This window comes from Vibrio sp. 10N.239.311.G01, from assembly GCF_041465805.1.
Lineage (GTDB): Bacteria > Pseudomonadota > Gammaproteobacteria > Enterobacterales > Vibrionaceae > Vibrio > Vibrio crassostreae_C.
The window spans coordinates 84,334-108,198 of record NZ_JBFSRM010000019.1 but is presented as its reverse complement, the minus strand read 5'-3'; the positions used below and the strand labels follow the sequence as shown (position 1 = coordinate 108,198).

General features: G+C 45.3%; 17 protein-coding genes. 4 read left to right on the top strand and 13 right to left on the bottom strand.

Going from position 1 to position 23,865, the window contains the following annotated elements; genetic code table 11:
• Window positions 1-2,022, top strand: a 2,022-nt coding sequence (locus tag AB6D06_RS15595; RefSeq protein ID WP_372101483.1) for a VCBS domain-containing protein, incomplete at its 5' end; no start/stop codon positions are given.
• A gap of 76 nt (window positions 2,023-2,098) precedes the next feature.
• Here the strand turns inward: AB6D06_RS15595 and AB6D06_RS15590 are convergent.
• The 12 genes from AB6D06_RS15590 to AB6D06_RS15535 form a co-directional block, all read right to left on the bottom strand.
• A complete protein-coding gene (locus AB6D06_RS15590; protein WP_017061737.1) occupies window positions 2,099-3,412 on the bottom strand; it encodes an HlyD family type I secretion periplasmic adaptor subunit in 1,314 nt (437 codons plus the stop codon).
• On the bottom strand, window positions 3,405-5,657 hold the full coding sequence (locus AB6D06_RS15585) for an ABC transporter transmembrane domain-containing protein (RefSeq protein WP_372102981.1): 2,253 nt from the start codon (window positions 5,655-5,657) through the stop codon (window positions 3,405-3,407). Before AB6D06_RS15585 ends, AB6D06_RS15590 begins: the two co-directional genes overlap by 8 nt.
• On the bottom strand, window positions 5,654-7,300 hold the full coding sequence (locus AB6D06_RS15580; protein WP_372100293.1) for an ABC transporter transmembrane domain-containing protein: 1,647 nt from the start codon (window positions 7,298-7,300) through the stop codon (window positions 5,654-5,656). Before AB6D06_RS15580 ends, AB6D06_RS15585 begins: the two co-directional genes overlap by 4 nt.
• A 165-nt stretch (window positions 7,301-7,465) precedes the next feature.
• The gene (locus AB6D06_RS15575; RefSeq protein ID WP_017061734.1) at window positions 7,466-8,101 is read right to left on the bottom strand and encodes a CatB-related O-acetyltransferase; all 636 of its coding nucleotides are present in this window, start codon (window positions 8,099-8,101) and stop codon (window positions 7,466-7,468) included.
• A gap of 419 nt (window positions 8,102-8,520) precedes the next feature.
• Complete coding sequence (locus tag AB6D06_RS15570) at window positions 8,521-9,633, bottom strand: NADH:flavin oxidoreductase (RefSeq protein ID WP_032546839.1); 1,113 nt, start codon at window positions 9,631-9,633, stop codon at window positions 8,521-8,523.
• A 287-nt stretch (window positions 9,634-9,920) separates the two neighbouring features.
• The gene (locus AB6D06_RS15565; protein WP_372100295.1) at window positions 9,921-10,610 is read right to left on the bottom strand and encodes a hypothetical protein; all 690 of its coding nucleotides are present in this window, start codon (window positions 10,608-10,610) and stop codon (window positions 9,921-9,923) included.
• Window positions 10,610-11,803 (bottom strand): OmpP1/FadL family transporter, encoded by a 1,194-nt coding sequence (locus tag AB6D06_RS15560; RefSeq protein ID WP_372110917.1) that lies wholly within the window; start codon window positions 11,801-11,803, stop codon window positions 10,610-10,612. Before AB6D06_RS15560 ends, AB6D06_RS15565 begins: the two co-directional genes overlap by 1 nt.
• 93 nt (window positions 11,804-11,896) lie before the next feature.
• Window positions 11,897-12,709, bottom strand: a complete 813-nt coding sequence (locus AB6D06_RS15555) for a crotonase/enoyl-CoA hydratase family protein (RefSeq protein WP_229648333.1) — start codon at window positions 12,707-12,709, stop codon at window positions 11,897-11,899.
• Window positions 12,710-12,959: 250 nt separating this feature from the next.
• Window positions 12,960-14,954 (bottom strand): Fe(3+)-hydroxamate ABC transporter permease FhuB, encoded by a 1,995-nt coding sequence (fhuB, locus tag AB6D06_RS15550; protein WP_102487275.1) that lies wholly within the window; start codon window positions 14,952-14,954, stop codon window positions 12,960-12,962.
• Complete coding sequence (locus AB6D06_RS15545; protein WP_372110913.1) at window positions 14,954-15,892, bottom strand: iron-siderophore ABC transporter substrate-binding protein; 939 nt, start codon at window positions 15,890-15,892, stop codon at window positions 14,954-14,956. The genes fhuB and AB6D06_RS15545 overlap by 1 nt, the downstream gene beginning before the upstream one ends.
• 82 nt (window positions 15,893-15,974) lie before the next feature.
• Window positions 15,975-18,122: a TonB-dependent siderophore receptor gene (locus AB6D06_RS15540; protein WP_102333676.1), complete on the bottom strand. Its 2,148-nt coding sequence runs from the start codon at window positions 18,120-18,122 to the stop codon at window positions 15,975-15,977.
• Window positions 18,123-18,328: 206 nt separating this feature from the next.
• Complete coding sequence (locus AB6D06_RS15535; RefSeq protein ID WP_017086415.1) at window positions 18,329-19,237, bottom strand: AraC family transcriptional regulator; 909 nt, start codon at window positions 19,235-19,237, stop codon at window positions 18,329-18,331.
• 220 nt (window positions 19,238-19,457) lie between these two features.
• Here AB6D06_RS15535 and AB6D06_RS15530 point away from each other — a divergent pair, with 220 nt between their 5' ends.
• Both AB6D06_RS15530 and AB6D06_RS15525 read left to right on the top strand, forming a co-directional pair.
• The gene (locus tag AB6D06_RS15530) at window positions 19,458-20,219 is read left to right on the top strand and encodes a siderophore ferric iron reductase (RefSeq protein WP_102333677.1); all 762 of its coding nucleotides are present in this window, start codon (window positions 19,458-19,460) and stop codon (window positions 20,217-20,219) included.
• Window positions 20,220-20,296: 77 nt separating this feature from the next.
• Window positions 20,297-21,082: an ABC transporter ATP-binding protein gene (locus tag AB6D06_RS15525; protein WP_102333678.1), complete on the top strand. Its 786-nt coding sequence runs from the start codon at window positions 20,297-20,299 to the stop codon at window positions 21,080-21,082.
• Window positions 21,083-21,210: 128 nt separating this feature from the next.
• On the opposite strand, the gene AB6D06_RS15520 is transcribed toward AB6D06_RS15525, so the two are convergent.
• The gene (locus tag AB6D06_RS15520) at window positions 21,211-22,404 is read right to left on the bottom strand and encodes a multidrug effflux MFS transporter (RefSeq protein WP_065583717.1); all 1,194 of its coding nucleotides are present in this window, start codon (window positions 22,402-22,404) and stop codon (window positions 21,211-21,213) included.
• 270 nt (window positions 22,405-22,674) lie between these two features.
• On the opposite strand from AB6D06_RS15520, the gene AB6D06_RS15515 reads away from it, so the two are divergent.
• Window positions 22,675-23,760: a PQQ-dependent sugar dehydrogenase gene (locus AB6D06_RS15515; protein ID WP_372110909.1), complete on the top strand. Its 1,086-nt coding sequence runs from the start codon at window positions 22,675-22,677 to the stop codon at window positions 23,758-23,760.
• Window positions 23,761-23,865 lie beyond the last annotated feature (105 nt).

Below are 23,865 nucleotides of genomic sequence, written 5' to 3'. Positions count from 1 at the left end.
GATCACGATCAAGCCGGTTTTATCGCACAAACCATCACTACCGCCGAAGGTGGTCGGTTCAATATCAACGCACAGGGCCAATGGTCATACGATATTGACAATGATAAAGTCCAACATTTAGGCGCAGGGGAAAGCTTCCAGCAAACCTTTACCGTTGAATCTATCGATGGCAGTGCTAAAAAAGATATTACAGTGACCGTTCATGGCACCAATGATGCGCCAGTTGCATCAGCTGAAGTACGTTTAGCGAATGGCTTAGAAGATACCCAGATAGTCCTCACCCCTGCACAGCTACTGGCCAATTCTAGCGATGTTGACGACAACGATATTGGCAAATTATCCATTGAAAACCTACAGGCTGACCACGGTGCTATTGTATTAAATGCCGATGGCACCTTCACGTTTACCCCAGATAAAGACTATAACGGCCAAGTGCATTTTAGCTATGATGTTAAAGATGCTCACGGTGGTGTGACCCACACGGGCGCATCAACGACGCTCTCGGCAGCTGGCGATGCTGCGATCTTCACCGGAGATAAAAGCGGTCAAATTACAGAAGATCGCCATGTACAAGGTGATGCTCAACATACGATATTTGTCACTGGCGTGTTGAATGTTATCGATCCTGATGCCAGTGAAGATCATTTTTACGCCACTCGTAATGCCCATGCGGTCAGTGATCCCTATGGCGGTCATCTGACCATTGGAAAAGCCGGTGATTGGGCTTATTCGGTTCCCAATGCCAATATTCAGCACTTAGCGGCAGGGCAAGTCGAGCAGGTTCAATATGAAGTAACGACCGCTGGTGGTGATAAACAAATTATTACCATCAATGTGCATGGCACTAATGATAAACCAACAGTTTCTGAAGTTATCGCAGGTGCACATAACATTGATGAAGATGCTGCAAATGCGACCTCTGGGCAAATTATTATCAGCGATGTTGATCATAGCGATCAACATTCTGTCAGTATTGATAGCCAACATCAGCCACAGTATGGTTCTGTTACCTATAATAGCAATACACAAACTTGGGTCTACACACTTAATAACAGCAATAGCCATGTTAATGCTTTAAATAATGGTGAACAATTGACCGATAAGTTTTCTCTATTAGTCGATGATGGACACGGGGGCATTACAACTCAAGAAGTTGAAATGCACATTGATGGACACAGCGATGTTCCACCAATGCCAACCCTAGTTGCCCCTGCAAAAATTACCGGCAGTGCAGGCAATCAGGACCTGCATGCCTCAATCGGAATTCCTCCAATTATTCACCAAGGAACGCCTACGCCAATGACAGGCTGGGGAATATCAGATCACCACGGACACTCTCTCACTGCATTACACGGTCAATTTGGTACTTTGCATGTCAATCCTGCAACCGGAGAGTTGAGTTACGATTACCAACAAACTTCATCAGGCGTCGTTAAGACACATACAGGAGGCTCTTACGGTAGTGGTACAGACGAAACCGACTCGTTTGTTTTAACCCTAGGAGGCGATCAAAACTCACAAGTCGCGGTGCACCTACATTTGCACTCGCAATCCGTCCATGGAAACAGCGGACATCACATTGACCAAACCACACTAACTGGCATGGATTTATCGCCAATCGCTCCACCACCTCCTCCAGCACCCGGCATGAGCCAAGCGGATGAACCGGATGCCTCTTTCAGCACCCCTGATGAAGTTACTCTTAATTTTGATGAGGTGACGGCAAACCTAGAACATACAGCGATAGGCGAACACGAACAGCGTTCTGGTGCCCATGCTTACCTAGACGCTCTGGGTATTAATGCTGACTCGCCGTCTATAGATTCACCGTCACACAATGTACCAGTAGCGCATGATATCGATATCATTTTCAGTGATGCCGAGAGTGCTTATGGGGCTGAGCAAACTGACGATGGTATGAGTGATGGGCTGTCTCACCATACCGATAACCCATCTATTGATGATTCTTTACACCATCATAATGACGTTGACGGACTGCCTGACATAGACCCAAATAACTAGAACATCACCCCTTCGGTTAGATAAAAAAAGGAGCACGGCATGTGCTCCTTTTTTATGCAAGCCAGAGTGGAGGACTTTACCTCTCTCCAAACGCCACGCTAACATTGGTATAAATCGGTTTCCATAAGTATTGGAACACCGACTTCTCGCCAGTTGTGATGTCTACTTCACCCGTCATACCCGGCAGTATGGAAAAGCTTTCAGGGTTATCACGGAAGTAAGGCGTATCAACCGACACTACAACTTCATAATAGATCTCGCCACGTTCGCTTTGACTTGTGGTCGGTGAAATACTCTCTACCGCCCCTTTTAAAGCCCCAAAGCGGCTGTAATCAAACGCATCAATCTTGACTCGAGTGGGCTGCCCAACACTCACAAAACCAATATCTCTTGGGGACAAACGTGCTTTGAAGTCAGCGTTCCCTCCGACAGGCACAATTTCAACTACCGTGCCACCCGGCTGAATAACACCACCATCCTGCGTGCTTGGTATGCTTTGCACCAAGCCTTGTAGCGGTGACACTAACATAGTGTTCGTCAATTTAGCTTGGCTTGAACGAACTCTAGCATTCAATGCTGATAAGTCAGATACGGCTTTAGAACGATCATCGCTCACTTTAGCTTTCGCTTCCGCCAGAAGCTGTATGATTTTTTGGTCATTACTGTCAGCTTGTCTAATCAATACCGACTTCTTGCCACGAGCTTCTTCGATTTTCTGTTCGATACTGGCCAATTTTTGTCGCATTTCAAGCACACGTAAACGTGAAATGTTACCCGCTTTATAACCCTTCTCCAGTATGTTCAACTCTTGCTTAGTCGCATTTAACTCTTTCTCATAACTCGGCAAGGCCTTTTCTACGCTACGAAGCTGCTCTGCAATTTGCTCGCTCTCTTTCTCAAGCACCACACGCTTTTGGAAGTAGAGGGCTTTTTGCGCGTTCAGCTGCGCTTTTTGCTGGCTGACGATCTCTGGGTAATCGACCTCAAACTCAGCAAGGTTAGGCTCACGTTGCTCAAGCAACGCATTCATACGTTCCACACTGGCTAGAAGCGTCACTTGTTGGGACTTTAGCTCTTCAAGGGCGGTACGCTGGAAAGTGGCATCAAACTCAACAAGCGGCTGGCCTTTCTCTACCAACTGGCCTTCTTTAACAAGAATTTGCTTTAACTTACCGCCAATCGCACTTTGTAATACTTGCTTCTCGCCTTCCGGAATCACAGCACCTTTGGCTTTGGCGATTTCATCAACTTGAGTGACTACAGACCAAGTGGCAAAAGCAATAACACATAAGGCAACCGACCATGTGGCCAGCGCTAATGTACGAGCCGTATTTTGTGATTCAACAAGCTCACCGTAGCGCTTGCCCTTCTCGATAGATTGTTTAGTCATTAGCGACTCCTTGCTTAGACTCTGATTGTTCTTGTTGGGCTGCATTTTGTTGAGCAGACGCCTCTTGAGTTGACGGCTGTAGCTCTTGAGATAACGGTTGCTCAGATAACTGCGGTTCTTGAGAAGCTTGAGGCTCTGAAGGCTGTTCCTGCTTCGAAGACTGCTCCGGCTCTAATGGACCGGCATAAACCACTGCACCTTCATTTAATACCACCACTTTATCGGCAAGCTTGATTAAATCCGGATCGTGGGACGTGTAAATCACCGTTGCTTTTCCTTTTTTCGATTGCACAAACTCACCAAACATACGTTTAGCATTTGGGTGAGCATCAGGCACAGGATTATCCATTAAGAACATTGGGTAGTCATAAACCAGCGCTTTCGCGTCAATGAGGATCTGCGCGACGCTGCCAGACAACATGTCAAAAAGGCTGTCCGGCTGAATACTGCTGATGGAAGTATCGAGCCCACCTGATAATGTCTCGAACCAACGCTTTCCACCGACCATTTCAATTGCAGAGATCATTTTCTGATCTTCGACTTTGTGACCGTCGTTTAGCCACTCTCGAATACTCAGCGTGAGCAAATCAGGATATGCGGCTCGAATGAAACACCAGTGGCGATAAAGCTGCGGATCGTATTGAACGAGGTTAACGCCTTCAAGCTCGACCATGCCGTTTTGGATAGGCTGCAAGCCAGACAGCACTTCAATTAATGTTGATTTACCGCTCCCAGAAGGGCCGGTAATCGCGACAATTTCACCGGCTTCAATATCAAAACTCACACCATTCAAGGCCGGGCGACTCTGTTTGGGATAGCGCAGTGTCACTTGCTCTAATTTCAAGTTAGGCGCTACCACAGGTAACGGGTGATGCTGGTAACTGAATTCACGCTCAGACGGCTGAGACAAAATACGGTTCACTTGCAGCTTGGATTGATTAAAGCTATTAAAACGCATCGCACTGTTTGCCAACACCTGAGCTGGACCCGTCACCTTAGATATCAACATCATTGAAGCAATCAAACCACCAGGGGTCATCACTTGTTCAAAAATAAGTCCTATGCCTAACCCCATCACGGCGAGTGTCGAGCCCACACCAATGAAATAGTAAATCGAGGTGTACCGACTCTGGAGAACCGATTGATTAAAGGTCACTGTTGAAGCAAGAAGATTGGCTTTTTTGAAACGTTGAATCCAGTGCTCTGAGAATCCAGCACTGCGAATAAAGGCAAGCTTGGATGACAGTTCATTGGTCATGTTTTGACGATTCGTACCTGCCACTGTCGATTGCATAGAGCGCTTGCTGCTAGAGCGTATCGAGCGTTTTGCTAGCAAGTAATAAAGGATTAAAGAGACGACTGGAACCAGTACCAACCACCCGCCTAAAACACCTATCGCAAGTACAAAAATAAGAATGAATGGCAGATCAAACAGCGCATTTCCTAATGGCCCCGATAGCACACCTGAAATACGCTCTGACAGCATCACTTGGTTTTGCTGACTAGAAGAAGCTGTTTGCTGATTTTGAGCATAGCTATTACGAAGCAGACGCTGCACGAGGGATTGAGAAATCTCACGACTTACTCGGTTGGAAACTGAAGCAAACACTCGGCTACGTAATGTTCTCAACCAACCCATCATCACAAACAACAACGCCGCGCCAATGGCGATACCTTGCAGCTCATGCCCTGCATCACCGCCAATCACATGGTCATAAATCGACATCGTGATGAAAGGAACGGCAAGCGCAAATAAGTTAGTGATAAAGCTGACCAATAACAATTTAGGAATGATGGGACGAAACGCATGTAACCTTTCGCCAACCCAATCAGGAGAGGCCTTCTCTAATGGTGGCCCTTCGATAACAATACAAAACTGAGGGACATCGGTGATGTCGTCATTGGCATTAAAGGCAACAAATTGCTTGGATTCTAAATGACCAGAGACCAGCTCATGTTCACCAAGTACCAGTAAGACCAATTTATGTTCACCAACTTCATCTAGGTTGGCAACCAAGCGATAAGGCAGTGCAAGCCTGTCGAACAAGGCAAACATATCGTCGATTGATTCAATGCCATTTTCATCGACCCATTGATGTGCGAACAACTGGATATTAGCATTAACTTCCAACTGCTTAAGAACGGAAAGGCTCTCGGTTTCTAAATGGTTCATCACCTCTTGTCGACCGCTGGTATCTGCACGGTTGTTCGTACCTGAAGGGTTACCAATATCTAAACGATTCATACGACGGCCTCCTGATTGCTCTCGCTGTCGACCGTAATAGCTCGACTTTCCACTGTAATGATTCGATTAGCAAATTCGCGAAGCTTCGAATGGTAGCTCACCATCAGTATCGTGCGCCCTGCCGTTACTTCTTCTTCCAACACCTTAGCTAGATTCCCAAGGGCGTCTAAATCAAGTGAAGAATCCGGCCTTTCCAACATGATTATGGGTTTATCACTTGCCAATTGAGCCGCGATATTGAGCATTTTCACGTTACCCATACTCAACAAAGAAGCACTCGTATGGCCAATTTGTGTCTCTAGTCCATCGGGTAATCGAGTAATCTCTTTGGTTAAACCCAAACGCTTTGCATAGTCACTGGCGCTTTGTGTTTTCTCAGGGTCAAAGCCACACAAGTTGTCAAGAATGGTCCCCGACACCAGTTGTCCTTTAACGCCACAGTAGGCAGCAATATTGGTTACGGATGCGATTGAAACTGCAGCTCCGTTAATGAAGCACTCACCCGCTTTTAGATCATCAATACCTGCAATCGACGACAATAAATGACTGTTGGTGTGGCGATCTTCACTCTCTAACAATACCAACTCACCTTTATTCAAGGTGATATCTGCATGAGAGAGTTCACCGTATCTTTCAACGGTCGCTTGCTGAATTTCCAACGTCTCAAAGTCAGATAAGTGGTTCTCGGCTTGCTCAGAATCTGAAGAATCCGATAGTGATAAGTCACTCAATTTTTCTATTGCCTGATTAGCACTGTGTATTGAATTAAGCTTAATTCGAACTCCCACCAAAGCACTTAAAGGTGCGACGGCTCTGCCCGATAAGATAGAACATGCCGCCAATCCACCAGTGGTTAACTGGCCATCCAACACCCACAAGCTCCCCGTAATCACAAGTAAAACTGACGTGGCTAATGCAGCAAGCTGAATACATTCTTGGGCGAAGGCATTCTGTTCTTCTTCTCTCGCTTTAGACTGAGAGCGAACATTATTGAGGGATTTAAACTGATTGAAGATTCGAGACTCAACAGCCTGGCGTTTGATTCCCTGAATGGTTTGGCTCAGTAAAATCAAGAACGCTTTTCGCTCCTGCTCATCTTGGGAAGCTTCTTCACTTAAGCTTTTAACGCGAATAGAAGATAACCAAACGATTCCGAGAGTAATCAGCCAAACTGCCAAAGGTATCGCCACCAGCTCACCGCCGATGTAAGCCACCAAGCCCAAGAAGATCAATGCAAAAGGCAAATCAATAAAGCCTGCAATCACACCACCGGAATACCAATCTTTGACTTTTGATACTGAGCCCAGCCCCTCTTCCACGCCACCAACACCAATGTGGCGAAGATGGCCTGATGAAGCCTTTGTTACTCTTTCAACCAAGGTTTGATAGGTCGCTTTCTCGGTATTGCTGGCCGCGGCTGACAAAAGCCAAGTACGCACAAACCGGATCAATGCTTCCATGGCAACAGCCAACGCTGCACCCGCCAACAACAAAGTGGCAGTACCGTAACTTTGGTTAGGTAAAATACGATCGTAAATTTGCAAAACCGTTAACGGAACGGCGAGAGAGAGAAGATTTATGAGTAAAGAAGGCAGTAGGACTTTCCCCACCACCCCTTTGTTTTTCATTGAACTTGCGGGCATACACAATCCTTATCCATGCTTATGAAATAAGATTGGTACACCATGTTGAGTATTGCAAGGTAACGGACTGATTTAACGTGTTTTTCAATATAAATATGACACAGATCTTTCTATACAAATCTGTGGCTATACCTGTACCTTACAAACGCTCGTTACAAGTGCTCCTTACAAACAATTGTCGTAATCCGTTATCGCCTGCTTTAACTTTGAAAAGTCTGAGTTACATAAATACGGTTTCAGCGCTTCAAATTTATCTGAGGGCCACTCGTATATTTTGAATGACATGAGTTCATCAATAACGGACTCATCAAAGCGGTATTTGACGACTTTAGCTGGAGAACCACCGACAATGCTGTATGGAGCGACGTCTTTAGTCACCACACTATTCGCTGCAACCACAGCGCCTTCGCCAATCGTCACACCGGGCATCACCATCGCTCGCATGCCTAACCACACCCCATCTTCAATGTGAGTGTCACCTTTGCCAATGTAGGCATCGTCGATTACATCCATAAATGGATACAGCGAAAACCAATCAACTCTGTGGGTATGGTTGCCACCCATTAAAATCACAACCTCTGCGCCAATGCAGACATAATCGCCGATATGGAGTTCGTCGATTTCCCATCGAGGCTCCCACTGGCGGCTGACTTCGTCGCCATGTAAATAACGGACGACAGATTGCTCGAACCCATTATCCCAGCAATCGCTGTAATAACTGTGTTGACCTTTTACGTGAATATTGGGGTTGGTTACGACTTCATGCAGCAACTCGAATTTGGACCAATGCTTCTTTTGCATTTTTACCTCTGAATGATCTATTAAGTTTTATTCGTTAACTATCAAAATGTTCGACGATGCAAATCCAAGGTGTACAAACTAACGCCCTATAAATACAGGGTTCACTGGGATGAATAGTGAGTATCACGCTTAAATCATAGCAATATCGCTAAAACTAAAGAGACGTCAGTGGATTCGAGGTTGCTTAAGAAGAGGAAGTAGTTTCAAAGTTTGCTCAGTTTTTATCGATAACTTGGTTGGATAATTTACAGGCGTAGTGTAACTGTTTAGTCGCGCCAATTTGACAGGAAGATGTGATTAATAAGGTTTCAAATTTCGTTTCGTGGAATACGGAATGAACAAGAGCCTGCGCGATTACACAGGCTCAAACTTAGACTCAGCTATAAACTTCGGAGCTCGCTTGGAGCTGGGCTCAGCGACTACATGCGTGCAAGCTGTACTTTTCTGTCTTTATTCACCACGCAGAAGTTACCGCGCTTAGTACGACACTTAGAGCATCGTTCGCATTCAACAGGGCTTCTATCCCCTTCCTTCCAACGCTTCACTAAATGGGGTTCAGAAAGCAGCGGTCTTGAAAGCGCGAAGTACTCAATGCCCGTGTTGTTTGCAATCGCTTCGATAGCATCAAAATCCGTTAGACCACCAACCGTGATCACTGGGATATTAACGTCTTGGCTAATCGCGTGACCATACTCATGGAAGTAGCCTTCAGCTTGAATGGTAAAACCATCGTGCGACTCGCCAATCATAGTGTCTGCTTTGCCATGAATATTGCCTGACACGACAATGCCATCCACACCCACTTGTTCAAGCTTTTTACAGACAATACGTGTTTCCTCAAAGGTGACGCCACCTTCAAAAAACTCGGATGCCGTGAGCTTAACCAAGATAGGGAAATCATCACCCACCAGCTTACGTGTCGCGGTATAGATCTCTAACAAAAATCTCATGCGGTTTTCTAAGCTACCGCCGTATTCATCTTCACGTTGGTTGTAATAAGGGCTTAGAAATTGGTTAATCAGGTAAGTGTGAGCGGCATGAATTTCAACGCCATCAAAGCCTGACTTCTGTGCTCTCAAAGACGCTTGAGCAAACGCATCAACAATGTAGTCGATCTCGTCTTTGGTCATCGCTTTGCCTAGAGTTTGAGTTCCTTTTTCTGGAACCTCACTTGGTGCGTAGATTACTCGCTCGCCAAGGTCATGCGTGGTTTTGGTGCCACCATAAGCCAACTGCATCACGATTTTAGAGTCGTTGTCGTGCACCAGTTGAGTCAGCTTTTGATACTCTTCAATGAATGAGTCGTTATACATACCCATCATGCCTGCATTCGGCTTTTCTTCTTCAACAATGTTCGCGTAGCCCGTCACGATCAGGCCGACTTCACCTTGAGCCAACTCTTCATAGATAGCGTACAGTTTATCTGTCATATGCCCATCTTCGGTGGCCATATTTTCCCACGTTGCACTTCTCATGAAGCGATTCTTTAGTGTCATCTTGCCAATGTGGGTTTCTGTAAACAAAGTGCTCAAGTGTCTTCCTCTCAAAATCGTGTTACGCAAGTTACCCATTAAGCATGGGCACTGATTCAGGCGGATACTACAGAGAATAAGGCAGCGAAAACTTAATCTAGATTAAGAGAGCGGCACTCTCATGTGAGAAAGATATAGAAAGCATCAAAAAGAGATAAAAAAGATTGGAGAAATGGTAACAAAAGAAAGTCGCTAAGTTTTAATAAGCGACTTTGTTCAATTTAATCTGGACTAAGTCAATGGTTCTTACGAGAGGTGTCCACCTGCGAATTTCTGCCTGCTAACAGTTATTTGAACTCATAGGTGTAAGACGCGCCAACACTGTTATTTTCACCGAAATCGTCCTCAGCAAAAATAGTGAAGAAGTTGAATGATTGAGCGTCACTCAACTTGTAGCTAGCACCGCCGCCTGCCCAATACCCTGAATAATCATCAGAGCCCATTGAACCACCACCGAAGCCCATGATAGACCATTCATCCGTAATCGTTTTTAAGCCAAACGCGCCAATGTAACCACCGTGTGTTGCACTCGGCATCAATACATAGTCAGAGCCAACGTTATCATCATCGAAAACCGCTACTTCGCCGTCATTATAGCTGTACCCAGCCATAGGGAAGATTTGCCAACCGAACGGCTCAATGTCGAAATAACTCAGTGGGATAAACGTACCAATACTGTAGTTGTTCTTATAAGCATCGTTGTCATATTCAGAACGGCTAAAGTTGAAGTTAACAATACCCATAGGCAACAGCCATGAACCGCCTAATCGCCACTCTTCGCCGTCTGCATTGACACGAGCATTGATCATTCGCGCTTCATCAAGCCCAATAGACCCAGAGAACTGCAGATCTTCGTTATAAGCAACGCCAGCTTTGGTTACGATTTTAGTCGGATCATCAGGGTGCTTCTCTTCAGCAAAAGCACCCGTTGAAAATAAAGACACTAAAGTAATGATTAGTAGATTACGTAATGTCATTAGAAGGTCGCGCTAACACCAACAAAGTGGATACGGCCATCGAACGAACCATTCAACAGATTAACTTGACCAAATCGACCATATCGATCCATCTCAACTGAACCCAAATCAGCGTATTCATAGAACACATCAATTAAGATGTCGTCCCAGTAGGTAGATGCGCCAACTGAGTAGCGGTACTGTTCACCCACAGGAAGGTCAACCCATTGCATTGACGGATCGTCTTGCGGAGAAGTTTCGTAAGAGAAGCCAGCTTTCAAACGCCAGTCTGAATTCAATTGATAATCCGCACCTACCGCAAATTTCCAAACGTCATCCCAGTCACGTTCAATCGGAACACCATTAATTGGACTTCCTGCTATTCCAAAATCAAGAACGGTTGTATCCCATTCACTCCAACGGTGGAACTGAATACTAGCAAGCAGGTCAAGTTGAGAGTTCAAAGCATAGCTCGCACTGACATCGATGATTTCAGGTAAAGCAATATCAGTTGATAATGAATTCAATACGCCTTGGTTAATAACGCCATTTACATCATTCTTAAACTCATGTTCTAGTTTCGAGCGGTAGCTGGCACCCAACTTAAGTTTATCCGTTGGTGTATACATCACACCAAGGTTATATCCATAGGTCCAATCGGTATCTTGTTTAGCTGTAAACCCAGAAGTTGACTGCTCAAATGCTGCCCAGCTGAATTGCACACCCGCGCCTACTGACCACTGGTCATTCAGCTTATAACTCAGTGATGGATTCACTTGCATTGCTGTGAGAGTGATATCTTCTAGAAGTGCAGCACCCGCCCAATCACTGCCATAATCGAGGCTTGAACCGCCAACAGCACCAAGTGCAATACCAAGGTGCAATTTGTCTGTGACTTGATGAGCATGAAAGGCACCAAATGAGGGAAGAACTGAGTGCCCTTTTCCATCATCGCTAGAATCTTGGTTATCTTGATATTTCATCTCAAGATCGAACGCCATGGTATTGATCGTGGTTTTGCTTTCACCCATGTGAGACATGGTTGCTGGGTTAGTCCACATCGCCGCGGCAGAGCGAGTGTAAACACCATCACCGGCGCCGGTAGTACCGGCATTGGCGACGACAGCTTCTTGTAAAAACAAACCACTTGCGAAAGCATTTAAACTTGTAAAAATTGCGGTGGCAGCTAGCGAGTAAGTAAAAGTTTTGTTCATTAGATTGCTCATTTAGCCTTAGACATTAAATTGCTCTAAGGTTACCGCAAAGCCCCATAAACAAATGGAATATCCGTTATTCCTGTACAAACGCTATTTGAACTTTCTCGCGACGTATGGACGTGGCTTGTCTCGATGAATTTCACGTTGAGCAGCGATTGCTCTATTCTTACCTAACCCTACCTTTATCTGATACCAGGTCTCATAAAATACGGCCATGCCAGGGCTTGACCACCAAGTCTTGTTGTAGAGTTTCTTATTAGCAGCGACAACATCTGGCGACCGATTCGCACACTCAAGTGCCAATGCATAAGCTTCAGCATAAGGGTCTTCGGCAATCTTGGTTACCAACCCATAGTCTTTCGCTTTTTCACAGTCGATCTCTTTAGCGGTCATCGCCATTTCTAAGGTGTGATCTTTACGCATTAACTCTCGAAATGCGATGGCGCCTCCCATATCTGGAATCAAACCCCATTTCGCTTCCAATATCGAGAAGGTCGCGTCTGGACTGGCCATCCTAAAATCACCACCACTGGCTAATTGAAGGCCGCCTCCCCAACAACGACCATGAATCGCAAAAATGACAGGACATGGGATCTCTCGCCAACCAAGCGAAAAGCGCTGCGCAGCATTGGGTAATGTCGGTAACCATTTGAACAAGAGCTTCATCGCCCCTACTTTACTGTTCAATAACGATTTAACATCTAAACCAGAACAAAAATCTGAACCACTGCCTTTAACAATAACAGCTCGAATATCTCTGTTCTTCTTGAGCTCACTTATCATGTCATTAACGGCTTCAAACATCGCCATATCAATAGCATTGAGCTTATCGGGTCGATTCAACACAACCGTCGCAATTTGGTTTTCATCGATAGAACAAGTAATACGATCGAGGTTTGGCATGGTGGCTACCTTACAAGTGGTCAGACCTTTAGGTTATACATTTTATTAACATATGCCAAACTTGCACATTAAGAAGCGAGACCTGTGTTGCTTAACACCGCTCCCTTACACAAACGACATCAATAAAAAAGCAGTGATGGCTCGCTCCATTCACTGCTTTTCATTCGTATCTTTTATTACCAATAGCTTTTGCCAGTAGTTTTGAATACCAATAGCTTTGATAATCAAGGATTCTCAGTTTTGGTAGAACCTATGTTCTTCGAGATTTCAATAACAAGAAGATGAAGTAGCTACCACCAATAATGGAAACTAACGTCCCTGCCGCAAGCTGCGCTGGGAACACCACCACTTGCCCTAGCCAATCGGCGAATAGCATCAATGCTGCACCAATTAAAAACGACAAGATGATCTGCTCTCGAACCAAACGAGCCCCCACCATTGCAGCGATATGCGGAGCTAACAAGCCGACAAACGCGACAGGCCCCATGGTTGTTGTCACGACCGAGCATAAGATCGCAACAATACACAACAGTGCCACGTATGCGATATTGATATTCAACCCTCTGGCACTCGCGAACTGTCGTCCAGTCGCAATTAAGGTCACCCAACGGCTCAGTAACAGAGCAACACCAATACAAGCCGTTATCACTACTGCCATTATAGTGGCTGATTCAGGCTCCACACGGTAAGTAGAGCCGGCTAACCAAGCCAATAATGTGTATTTCCCCTCACCCACTCGCGTTAAAGAGAATTGCACCAAAGCTTCCAAGACTGCGGTCAGCGAAATACCGGTAAGGATCAAAATCGATGGCGCAAACTGATGCTTCTTGCCAAGGAACAATAATAGACAGAGTGCAATCGCACTGCCTAAGAAAGCAATCCAAGGGCTCAATGAGTGAATCGAATATCCCATAAACAAGCTGCTGAAAATCAAAGCTAGAACCGCACCCGCCGACACACCAAGAATGTCTGGGCTTGCGAGCGGATTGTAGACCAACCTTTGTAAAATCACCCCAGCCACCGCTAAGCCACCACCAGCGAATATCGCGGTTAACATTCTCGGCCAACGAATAGACCATTCAAATGCATCTGGGATAACAAAGTAGCCCATATCAGAAGAAGGCTGTGACAATGCGCTCAACGCGAACAACCCGAAGATCATCAAGCCCAACAAGAAGTAAGCCAAAGATGAAATAGACTTCGGACCTTTAGGCATTGAGAAAAACAACTGATCTTGAGCAGACATTTGCTTTCTCGCAATAATGATCAACGCAGGAGCACCAATCACTGCGGTTGCCGTCCCTGTTGGAATCATGTCCAAAGACCATTGCGCCAAGAAGATCGCCAAGCTGTCGGTGACACAAAGTAATAGCGCACCTAATACACAACTCGCGATGAGTTCAGATTTAGCCTTTAGAAAACCTAGATGCCTAGCGATGTTCGGAGCAATCAAGCCGATAAAGCTGATCACGCCCACTGAGGTAATCGACACTGAAACCAACCAAACGCCGATTGCCATTAGCACAAAGAAGGTCGTGCCAATATTGAGCCCGCGCGCCGCAGCCCCTTCAGTGCCGATGGAAAGCAAAGTCAGAACTCGCGGAGCTAAGAAGAATATGGCAAAAATCGGCAACAGCTTAGGCATCAACCAAAGCACTTGTTCCCAGCCATTTTGCCCTAGATCGCCCGCTCCCCATACAAACAGATTTTGTGCGTACTGATCGTTGAGCAGAATAATCGCCGTTGCAAATGCCCCTAATAACAAGTTGACCGCCATACCCGCCAATACAATTGGCAAGCCGCTCATGTTTTTGATTCCGACAATCGAAACAATCAGCCCCATCGCAAGCAGCGCACCGACCAAAGCAAACCAAACTGAATACTGAGCGACCAACATCGGCGCCACCACATTCAGAATAACCAGACCAAGCCATGCACCTGACGATGTACCTAAGGTTAACGGGGACATCATGCGATTCTGTGTCAGTTGTTGAAACAAGCTGCCGATGGTGCCAAGTGTTGCGCCAACCAAGATCGCCATCACCAAGCGAGGTAAGTTGACATAGGCTAACGCCATCAACTCAAATGAATCATCAACCATTGAGTTGAATGTCGCGATGTCACTGATCTGTGAGACTTGCTGAAGCAACTCACCAATAGGACCAAATTCCGACTGCCCTAACCATAAATGAACAAGGGCAGCACAAAGCAGCGCAGCCCCCATCATAAAACCACTGGATTTCATTACTGCTCCGCTAGCGTCAACAACGATTGCGCCATGGCTTCTGCGTTATACAAGATCGACATAGCACCGCCGTAGCTCCAACTTGCCGCTACTGGGCTAAATTGACCATTGCGAACAAAGGGCATGCTCTTCCAAACCGGAGAACGGTTTAGCTTGTCTTGATATGGGCAAGGTTCAAAGTAAAGCGCAATGCCGTTCTTCACGTTCTTAAGCTCGGTCATGCGTTTTTGACTGATGCCCCACTGACTTGCAGGAAGATCCATCGCATTATCAACGCCAAGCTGCTCAAGTGCGTATTGTGGAATCGAGTTATCGCCATAAATGAACACCGATGTAGTACTCGCAAAACGGAAAGAAGTGACTTTCGGTTTGTCGCCCGGATACGCTTTATCTAACTCAGCTTTTAGAACAGCGATACGCTCATCCATTGCGGCCAGCTTTTGGTTCGCTTGTTCTTCTTTACCAAGCAACTGGCCGATCTTCTTGAAATTCTCAATAGCAGCCGCTGCATTGCTGTGTTGTTCGCTGTACGTTTGGTAGTAAAGCACGGGCGCAATTTCAGAAAGTCGTTCCTGAAGATCTTTCTGAGGAGAAGCGATAAGAATCACATCAGGGTTTAGCTTTTTAAGCGCCGAAAAGTTAGGTTCAGTTCGAGTGCCAATATCCGCCACGCCTTCTGGAATCGCAGGCTGAACAACCCAATCGGTATAACCTGCAATATCAGGTACCGCTACTGGTGTAACACCGAGTTCAATCACTTGTTCGGCTATGTCCCAGTTCAGCGCAGCCACTCTAACAGGCTGAGCTTCAAGGGTTTTAACACCCTCACTGTCTTCAACTTGAAAGTTGGCCATCGCTTGAGCTGATAACAACAAGCTCAATGAGACAATGAACGAACTCACTTTAGGAAAACGAGAAGTAAAATAGTTGGCTTTCATATAATCACTGTCACTTTTTAATTGTTTATTTAACGACAAAAGCAGCCTACACAGGCTGCTTAGATTTATGTATTCAAATGAATTAGAACTCGTAGTTCACGCTGAGTTCTACTGACTGCTCTGCACCGAACCAACAGTTCGATTGGTCGTAGCAGGTGTAGTACTCTTCATTAAACAGGTTGTTAACCAGCAAGTTAGCCGTTGCACCTGACAGAGTTTCACTTGCTTCCCCTAGGTCATAACCTACGGATAAATCGACAACCGTATATGATGGTACTTTTCCTTGAGTATTCGTTGCATCCATCTCCATTTCACCCATGTAACGAGCACCTGCACTGAAGCGAGTTCCCGATAAAGCACCACCATAGACATAGTAATTGCTCCATAGATTAGCGGCATGTGTCGGTACATAGATTGGTGTCGTTCCTTCAAGGTCAGGGTTTGCATCTTCCGTTACTTCCATATCGACGTATGTATAGCTCGCGTTCACATCCCAATCTTCCGTTACAAACCATCTGCCTTCGACTTCGACACCTTGAGAACGCACTTCGCCTAACTGAATCTTAGAGCGATACGTTGGATCCGATGGATCGGCAGCAATTGAATCTTTCTTAGTAATGTAAAAGTATGATGCTGTAAGTTGCTGTGCCATATCAGCAGACAGGTATTTCACACCTAGTTCGACTTGCTCACCCAGCTGAGGTTTTAAAGAGTTACCGTTAATATCGGTACCAGCAGCTGGTTCAAAACTCGTCGCGTAACTTACAAATGGAGAGATGCCATTATCTAACTCATACAAAGCACCTACGCGGTAAGAGAACTGATTGTGATCCGCTTTTTCTGTGCCATCGCTTGTTGGATAAATGCTCGTTTTTTCGTCACTCGCTTTGAACATGTCGTAACGTCCACCAGCAAGTAAAACCAGCGCGTCGTAGCGAACTTGATCTTGGAAATACAAGCCCAGTTGCTCGGTCGTGATGTCATGTGATTCACGATAATTCTCTTGTAGCTGACTCTTATCAAGCAAGTCATTATTTGGGTTGTATGCGTTAAATCCGTAGAAACCAGCGTTCGCGGTGAACTCTTGATACAAAGAGTCGCCCGTCAGTTTTAGGTAATCGAGACCAAACAATAAGTTATGCTCTAGCCCAGCAACCTCGACGCGACCTGATACTTGGTTGTCGATAACAAAGCTTTGAGAGTCTTCATCCGTGCTATACACATTTCGAATTAAGCTACCAGTTGCGGCGTTAAAATTCGTACCGCGATGGTAGGTGTTTTCTTGATATAGCGACGCATCGGAATAACGAGCGTTCTGAAGGAAAGTCCAGTTGTCATTGATTTGGTGGTTAATTTTGTAACCTAACATCAAGACTTCACGTTCAAAAGTACTCCAGTTCTTGTCGCCCATCGACACAGATGGATCACTTGCCTTCAATACTTCGAGCGGCATTGCAGAGTTAGTACCCATTGACGGATCATTCTGATAGTAAAGATTGAAGTTAATAAGTGTTCGATCAGATACCTGCCAATCTAGCGATGGAGCAATCACATAACGCTCTTCTTCAGCGTTATCAACTTGGCTGTCTTGTTTACGAGCGAGTGCAACTAAACGATATGAAAAGTCACTGTCACCTAACTGACCTGAAGTATCAATTGACGCTTCCATCAAGTTTCTTGAGCCTGTAGATACACCCACTTTTGTCGACCCGTCTTCTTGCGGTGCCTTCGCGATCATGTTGACCATACCACCCGGCGGCATCGATCCATACAACACAGACGTAGGGCCTTTAAACACTTCAACTTGCTGAATCGCAATAGGGTCGATCTGAGGTTGCAGGTTCCATCCAGTCAGGAACGGCAGAATCAAGCCATCGTAGTAACTCTGATTGTTACTAAACCCACGAATCGAGAACGTATCGTACATGGTTACTGATGCGCCCTTTTGCTCAGTCACAACACCCGGCGCGTATCTAAGCGCTTGGTTAAGAGACTTTACACCTCGTTGCTCTAACTGTTCTTCATCAATGACTGTAATACCTTGAGGTGTTTCTTCCGGCTCAAGTGCCGATTTTGTGGCTGTATTACGATAGGCTTTACCCATAATAGTGACAGTTTCTATATTCGAATCTGCCGCAGTAACGGTTTCTTCCGCCAATGCTTGCGCTGAAAACGCAGTCAGCAACGCTACTGCCAATGATGAATACTTAAAACGAGTGTGAGTGGTCATAATTCCCTCGGTACCAATGCTTAATATAAATAATAATAAATCTCATTTGCATTGTATGTATCTAGAGGTGGGATAATTAACAATTTGGTGCAAATTCAAAAAGAACTTGACCTATTTTTAGTCGAAAACGGTCAATTGATGATTAAAAAGACAATTGACCCTATTGATAGGAAGGCTTTGCTAGAAGAGAGTGAGCGGGAATATGACTACGATTTAATAATAGGAACCCAGTACTCCATTTCAGCGTCAGAGGCATGTGCTTGATAGGCAAACGGGTACACTTCAAGCTCATATCCATCGACGCCACGATAACCTGAACTTGGCATCCAATTCAGCACAAACCAACTCAAGGTGTGTCGTAAATTCTCAATTGGACCACAGTGCTTCACTACAGCATAAGTTTGCTTAGGAACCGTCAGTACCTCTAATCTTTCAGAGATAATACTCGGTAATTGCGGGATTGAAATTCCTTCCTGAAGTTCTACCCCTGCCCAATAGTGAATATTAGTCCCGTCAAAGCAAGACTGAGTCAGGTCAACCACGCCAATGAACTGGAGCACGTTGTCGTCAGGGATCTCAACTTCACCTTCTAAACGTGACCATAGCTGAGGGACTTTCTGAGCGAAGTCTTGCGTGAGTGAAAACAGACCACTGATTTCTGATGTCATGCCTTTCACTAGGAAAGACTCTCTTTCATCAATGCGCACTTCCACAAAGCTTAACGCCCCTTTTTCAGAAGTACTCGCTGTTTCAGATACTTGTATCGGCTTTCTTAGCCCGACTCTTTTGCCTGCTTTTCTATACTGACTTGGGCTAGACCCAAACATCTGCTTAAACGAGCGGCTAAAGCTTATTTCTGAATTGAACCCGAGCCCAAGAGCAATATCTATCACGCGATCTTTTCCATCAAGCAGGTGTTCTGCAGCTTGGCTTAACTTTAGCTCTCTCACATAGTTAGCCACAGTAAGCCCTGTTTCAGCTTGAAACACTCTCTGAAGCTGCCAACGAGACCAACAGCTTTGTGTCGCAATATCTTCTAACGATAGCGAGGAGCTAAGGTTCGAATGGATATAGGTTAAAACGCGACTGATACGACCAAATGCAGGTGTGTTCATATTTAAGCTTTCATATTCTCTATAGTTGACAGCGACATATTCGATTCACCAATACTTTTATCATTTAAAACGGCTTTTATCACTCAAAAAAAGAAGCGCTCATGTGTGTTCTATAAAATGACCAAAAGATAGAGGCACCGAGTAGATGCTCCATTTTGTATGGTTATCCTCGATTATGTCCGTTATGATAACGCTACTGATTCTCATTTAATGGTTTATGATGCTTTCCCAGCTGCACAATATTATCACTCGTCGGAGAGCCCCGTCTCTACATCAGAAAATCTTCGCTCACTCAAAACAAGTGACACCTTATTTAAGTGGAAGCTTTGGTGTTCTGCATAGCAAGAGCATTGCAATAACGAATGATGATAGCCATAAAGAAATCAAACGAGTTTACGATGGCCTTGCGCAGAGCCACCCTGAAGCAGGCAAAGCCTATTGGTTAACCCGAACGTGGGATCTGGTTTGCTGGCAACCAATCTACGTGACCTTTATATCTATCTACGGCCTTCACTCACTGCCTGATATTAAGAACATCGGCCAGTTTAGGTACAAAGAATTTGTCACAGGCTACCGTTTCTTTAATGGTGATCATCAACACGGTTCACCAGAAGAACTGATTCCACAAGCAGGCGAAGCTATTCTTGCACTCACAGAGTTTTATCGTAGCCAGATTAGTGAGTGGACACGTATTCGTCCGGGGTTTACCAATCATCTACTTGCTGATCTATTATTAGGCAGCTTGATAAAACTACAGCAGCACGAACCGAGCCTAACCAACGATTATATCACTGAACAAGCTAAGCTTTGGTTAGAAGCATGCCAGTTACCTGAAAATCATTTAAACAGCCTTAAAATAGACGCTGATTCGGGGATGCTAAAACTGATCAGAATCAGCTGCTGCTTAGTTTATAAGTGCGACTCTAGAAAGTATTGCGACGATTGCCCAAGACATCCCGACAACAAAAAAACAGCTCAATAACACCCTCTATTTTTAAAAGCCAATAAAGCTCGTTTAATTTCACTGAAGCGCTTTATTGGTCTAGGCACAGGACTGACATGTTTCAGCTTTCAAACATCAAAATTGTTCGTGATGAACGAACGATTCTCTCAATCGAAGACCTCTCGATTCCGACCAACGAACTGACCGTCGTTCTTGGCCATAATGGTTCGGGTAAATCTACACTCGTTAATTTACTCTCAGGGCAGATGTCACCAGATCATGGCAGCGTGGAACTAGACGGCGCTTCCCTCTCTTCATTCAAAAGCAAAGACTTAGCCAAGCAGATTGCTTATTTACCGCAAAAACTCCCCGCTTCTGCTGGCTTAACTGTCGAAGAGCTGGTTCGTTTAGGGCGTTTCCCATGGAGAGGCGCACTAGGCCGTTGGAATTCAGAAGATAAGTCGATCATCCAGCAAGCAATGGAAAGAACCGGTGTTACTGAATTCTCACAAGCATTAGCGGATGACTTATCTGGTGGTGAACGTCAACGAGCGTGGGTCTCTATGTTACTAGCTCAACAGTCACCGGTATTGATCCTTGATGAACCGACTTCTGCACTGGATGTTCATCATCAATTTCAGCTAATGGGCTTACTGTCTGAACTCAACAAAAAAGAAGATGTTGGGGTGATCGTTATTTTACACGATTTGAACCTAGCGCTTCGTTACGCGACGCATATTGTCGCCCTGAAAAAAGGTCAGATTGCGTTCGAAGGCAGCGCGGATAAGTTACTCGATGAAGAGGCTTTGTCAGCACTGTATGAGTCCCCTATCCGACTGATCGATCATCCAGTGCCAGCCAATACTGCAGCAAGTGAGAAGGTTGCAGTCGTCTGTGAATAGTTCGGGCATTTCAGTCTAAGCTCTAAGCTCTAAGCTCTAAGCATAATAAAGGCCATTGAAATCATAAACTTCAATGGCCTTTTCGTTTTTCACTCACTAGCTAGCTAGCTAGCTAAATAATTAAATAACTAGCTAAGCTGGGACTCTCTCGCTTCTTGACTACTGAAACCACGTAAAATATTAAACAGGGTAATCAGTGTGAACAACATGATGACAAGCGATAGATGCCACGCTTCTCCTAGTCCTAACTGAACCAGCCCCATGCTCACCATTGAAGACACCACCATCTGCCCTCCGCCAGACATCGCAGCAGCCGCGCCAGCGTTCTTCTTATAAGGCAACATCACCAACGCCTGAGCACAAGGTAACGCTATACCATTGCCAAGAATCATCAAGAACTGGCCAAGCATTAAATAAAGTGGCTCAAGTGGACAAAAGAAAAGCCACAACGCCGCAGCCACATGTAATACAGGTGTGCATAACAGAGTTTTCTTGTTGCCCAGCATAGGGCGAATACGGTTACATAAGCTTGTTCCGCCGAGCATGCCTAATGCAGGAATCACCGCCCACATCGCGTATTCATCTGACGTCATGCCAATCTGATTTTGCATGATAAATGGCATCACTGATACGGTGGTGATCATCAAGCTAAAGTTAAGCCAGCCAATACTCGCAAAGCTCATAAAATAACGAGAAGTGAGTAGCTCTTTGTATTGAGAAATCATTTTCTTCGGTGAAGGGATAGCCGAAACCTTAGTGACGGTTTCCTTAAACTTGAACGCCAATACCACCCAAGCCAATGAGACATAGCCAAGTAGTGAGATAAACACCATACTCCAGCCAAAGTGGAAGTTAATAAACCCACCGATAACAGGCGCGATCAAAGGTGTTATAGAGGCAACCATCGCAATATAAGACATAGCCAAAGGCAAGTCTGCGCCGTTGAATCTATCGCGCGTCGAGGCACGAGCAAGTACAGCGCAACAGCCGGTTCCTAGGCCTTGTAGAAATCGCCCCATCACCATATTGGTAAACGAGTGGCTGAAGAAAATGATCATCAATAGTCCCAGCATGGCGATTAATAATCCGCTCAGCAGCACTTTCTTGCGCCCAAGAGCATCGGAAATAGGGCCATAAATAAACTGGGAAGGCCCAAAACCTAATAGGTACACGCTTACCAATAGCTGGGCTTGCTCTAGTGATACATCGAAGTCTTTGGCGATCCAAGGTAGTGATGGAAACACCAGTCCCATACTGAGCTGACCGATACTGATGACCAAGCACGCAAGTAAGATCGATTTAAAATCAAATCCACGACTCATCGTTTAATAGGTCCGTTCGAAGAAAAATCGTGCGTATCTAACTCACAACATAAAAACTGAGAAAATAGCGAAAATGCTGCTGGTGAGTTGTTCATAATGCTCCGACAGGATCAAATAGAGAAAGGCAGAGTAAACATACGTGAGCTTGTATAATCATACAATAGGCGTTCAACTAAATATGTGAATAGTCACTTTTCAGCAACCTCGGCTTTCCGACTATCGGCCACAAGCGCTAGACTAACACTAGATGCTCATAATCAAGGGACTTCAATGAACACTCATCACCGTATTTTTTCATGTGCTTTGGCGCTGCTTGCCTCAGGTCCTGTAACGTCAGCCTTTGCTTGGCAGGCAGAGAAGATCACCGACGGACTCGTGATCCCTTGGGGACTGGCTTATGTCAACGATAAGTCCATGCTAGTCACAGAAAAATCAGGCGTCATTAAACATGTCGATTTAAAAACTGGCGATCAACACACACTCTTCAGGCTGCCCAATGTATCGGCGAAAGGCCAAGGTGGATTATTAGATATCGCACTTTCCCCTTTTGAAAACGGAAAGTTCTACGTCACTTACAGTAAAGACATCGATGATGAAGGCGTAACAACACTGGCTTCTGCTAATTACAGCAATAATGAAGTCATCAATTGGACAGACGTGTTTGTAACTAAATCCAGAACGGACACAGGACGTCACTTTGGTAGCCGTATCACCTTTGATGATAGCCACCTGTATTTTTCAATCGGTGATCGAGGTGATCGAGACAACGGCCAAGACACCATGACTCACGCCGGATCAATATTACGACTGAATGCCGATGGAAGCACACCAAGCGATAACCCATTCACGGATAACAACAAAGTGCTCAATGAAATTTGGAGCTTTGGCCATCGTAATCCACAAGGTCTGTATTACGATTTCCCGACTCAAAAGCTTTGGTCGATTGAACACGGCCCTCGCGGTGGTGATGAAATTAACCTAATAAAAGCGGGTGCCAACTATGGGTGGCCTGTCACCTCACACGGAAAAGAGTATTGGGGCCCTATCAGCGTTGGCGAATCGGAAACCAAAGATGGTATTGAAGCGCCAAAAAAAGTCTATGTTCCTTCAATCGCTCCGGGCAGTTTGCTTGTTTACCAAGGAGACAAATACCCAGAGCTGAAAGGCAAACTGCTGGCTGGCGCACTAAAACTTACTCACATCAATATTGTGACAGTCAATGAACAAGGTGAGGCAATCGAGGAAGAACGCATTTTAGAGGACTTGGGCGAAAGGATAAGAGACATCGAAACTTCACCAAACGGAGACATCTTCTTCAGCACTGATAATGGCAACCTGTACCGCTTGAAAAAGTAGCCGAGACCTCGTTCAAGTAAAGGCACTTACCTTACAACGACATTTATAAATATAAGCCGTTAAAAGTGGGCTCAACGCCCAGTTAGCGGCTTTAAATTTGCAAAA

What these genes read in the sequence shown, in the direction of transcription:
- AB6D06_RS15560 (WP_372110917.1), bottom strand. Translation starts at nt 11,803, where the DNA reads ATGAACAAAACTTTTACTTACTCGCTAGCTGCCACCGCAATTTTTACA.
- AB6D06_RS15535 (WP_017086415.1), bottom strand. Translation starts at nt 19,237, where the DNA reads ATGAACACACCTGCATTTGGTCGTATCAGTCGCGTTTTAACCTATATC.
- AB6D06_RS15530 (WP_102333677.1), top strand. Translation starts at nt 19,458, where the DNA reads ATGCTTTCCCAGCTGCACAATATTATCACTCGTCGGAGAGCCCCGTCT.
- AB6D06_RS15590 (WP_017061737.1), bottom strand. Translation starts at nt 3,412, where the DNA reads ATGACTAAACAATCTATCGAGAAGGGCAAGCGCTACGGTGAGCTTGTT.
- AB6D06_RS15540 (WP_102333676.1), bottom strand. Translation starts at nt 18,122, where the DNA reads ATGACCACTCACACTCGTTTTAAGTATTCATCATTGGCAGTAGCGTTG.
- fhuB (WP_102487275.1), bottom strand. Translation starts at nt 14,954, where the DNA reads ATGAAATCCAGTGGTTTTATGATGGGGGCTGCGCTGCTTTGTGCTGCC.
- AB6D06_RS15515 (WP_372110909.1), top strand. Translation starts at nt 22,675, where the DNA reads ATGAACACTCATCACCGTATTTTTTCATGTGCTTTGGCGCTGCTTGCC.
- AB6D06_RS15575 (WP_017061734.1), bottom strand. Translation starts at nt 8,101, where the DNA reads ATGCAAAAGAAGCATTGGTCCAAATTCGAGTTGCTGCATGAAGTCGTA.
- AB6D06_RS15555 (WP_229648333.1), bottom strand. Translation starts at nt 12,709, where the DNA reads ATGCCAAACCTCGATCGTATTACTTGTTCTATCGATGAAAACCAAATT.
- AB6D06_RS15525 (WP_102333678.1), top strand. Translation starts at nt 20,297, where the DNA reads ATGTTTCAGCTTTCAAACATCAAAATTGTTCGTGATGAACGAACGATT.
- AB6D06_RS15580 (WP_372100293.1), bottom strand. Translation starts at nt 7,300, where the DNA reads ATGCCCGCAAGTTCAATGAAAAACAAAGGGGTGGTGGGGAAAGTCCTA.
- AB6D06_RS15565 (WP_372100295.1), bottom strand. Translation starts at nt 10,610, where the DNA reads ATGACATTACGTAATCTACTAATCATTACTTTAGTGTCTTTATTTTCA.
- AB6D06_RS15585 (WP_372102981.1), bottom strand. Translation starts at nt 5,657, where the DNA reads ATGAATCGTTTAGATATTGGTAACCCTTCAGGTACGAACAACCGTGCA.
- AB6D06_RS15545 (WP_372110913.1), bottom strand. Translation starts at nt 15,892, where the DNA reads ATGAAAGCCAACTATTTTACTTCTCGTTTTCCTAAAGTGAGTTCGTTC.
- AB6D06_RS15520 (WP_065583717.1), bottom strand. Translation starts at nt 22,404, where the DNA reads ATGAGTCGTGGATTTGATTTTAAATCGATCTTACTTGCGTGCTTGGTC.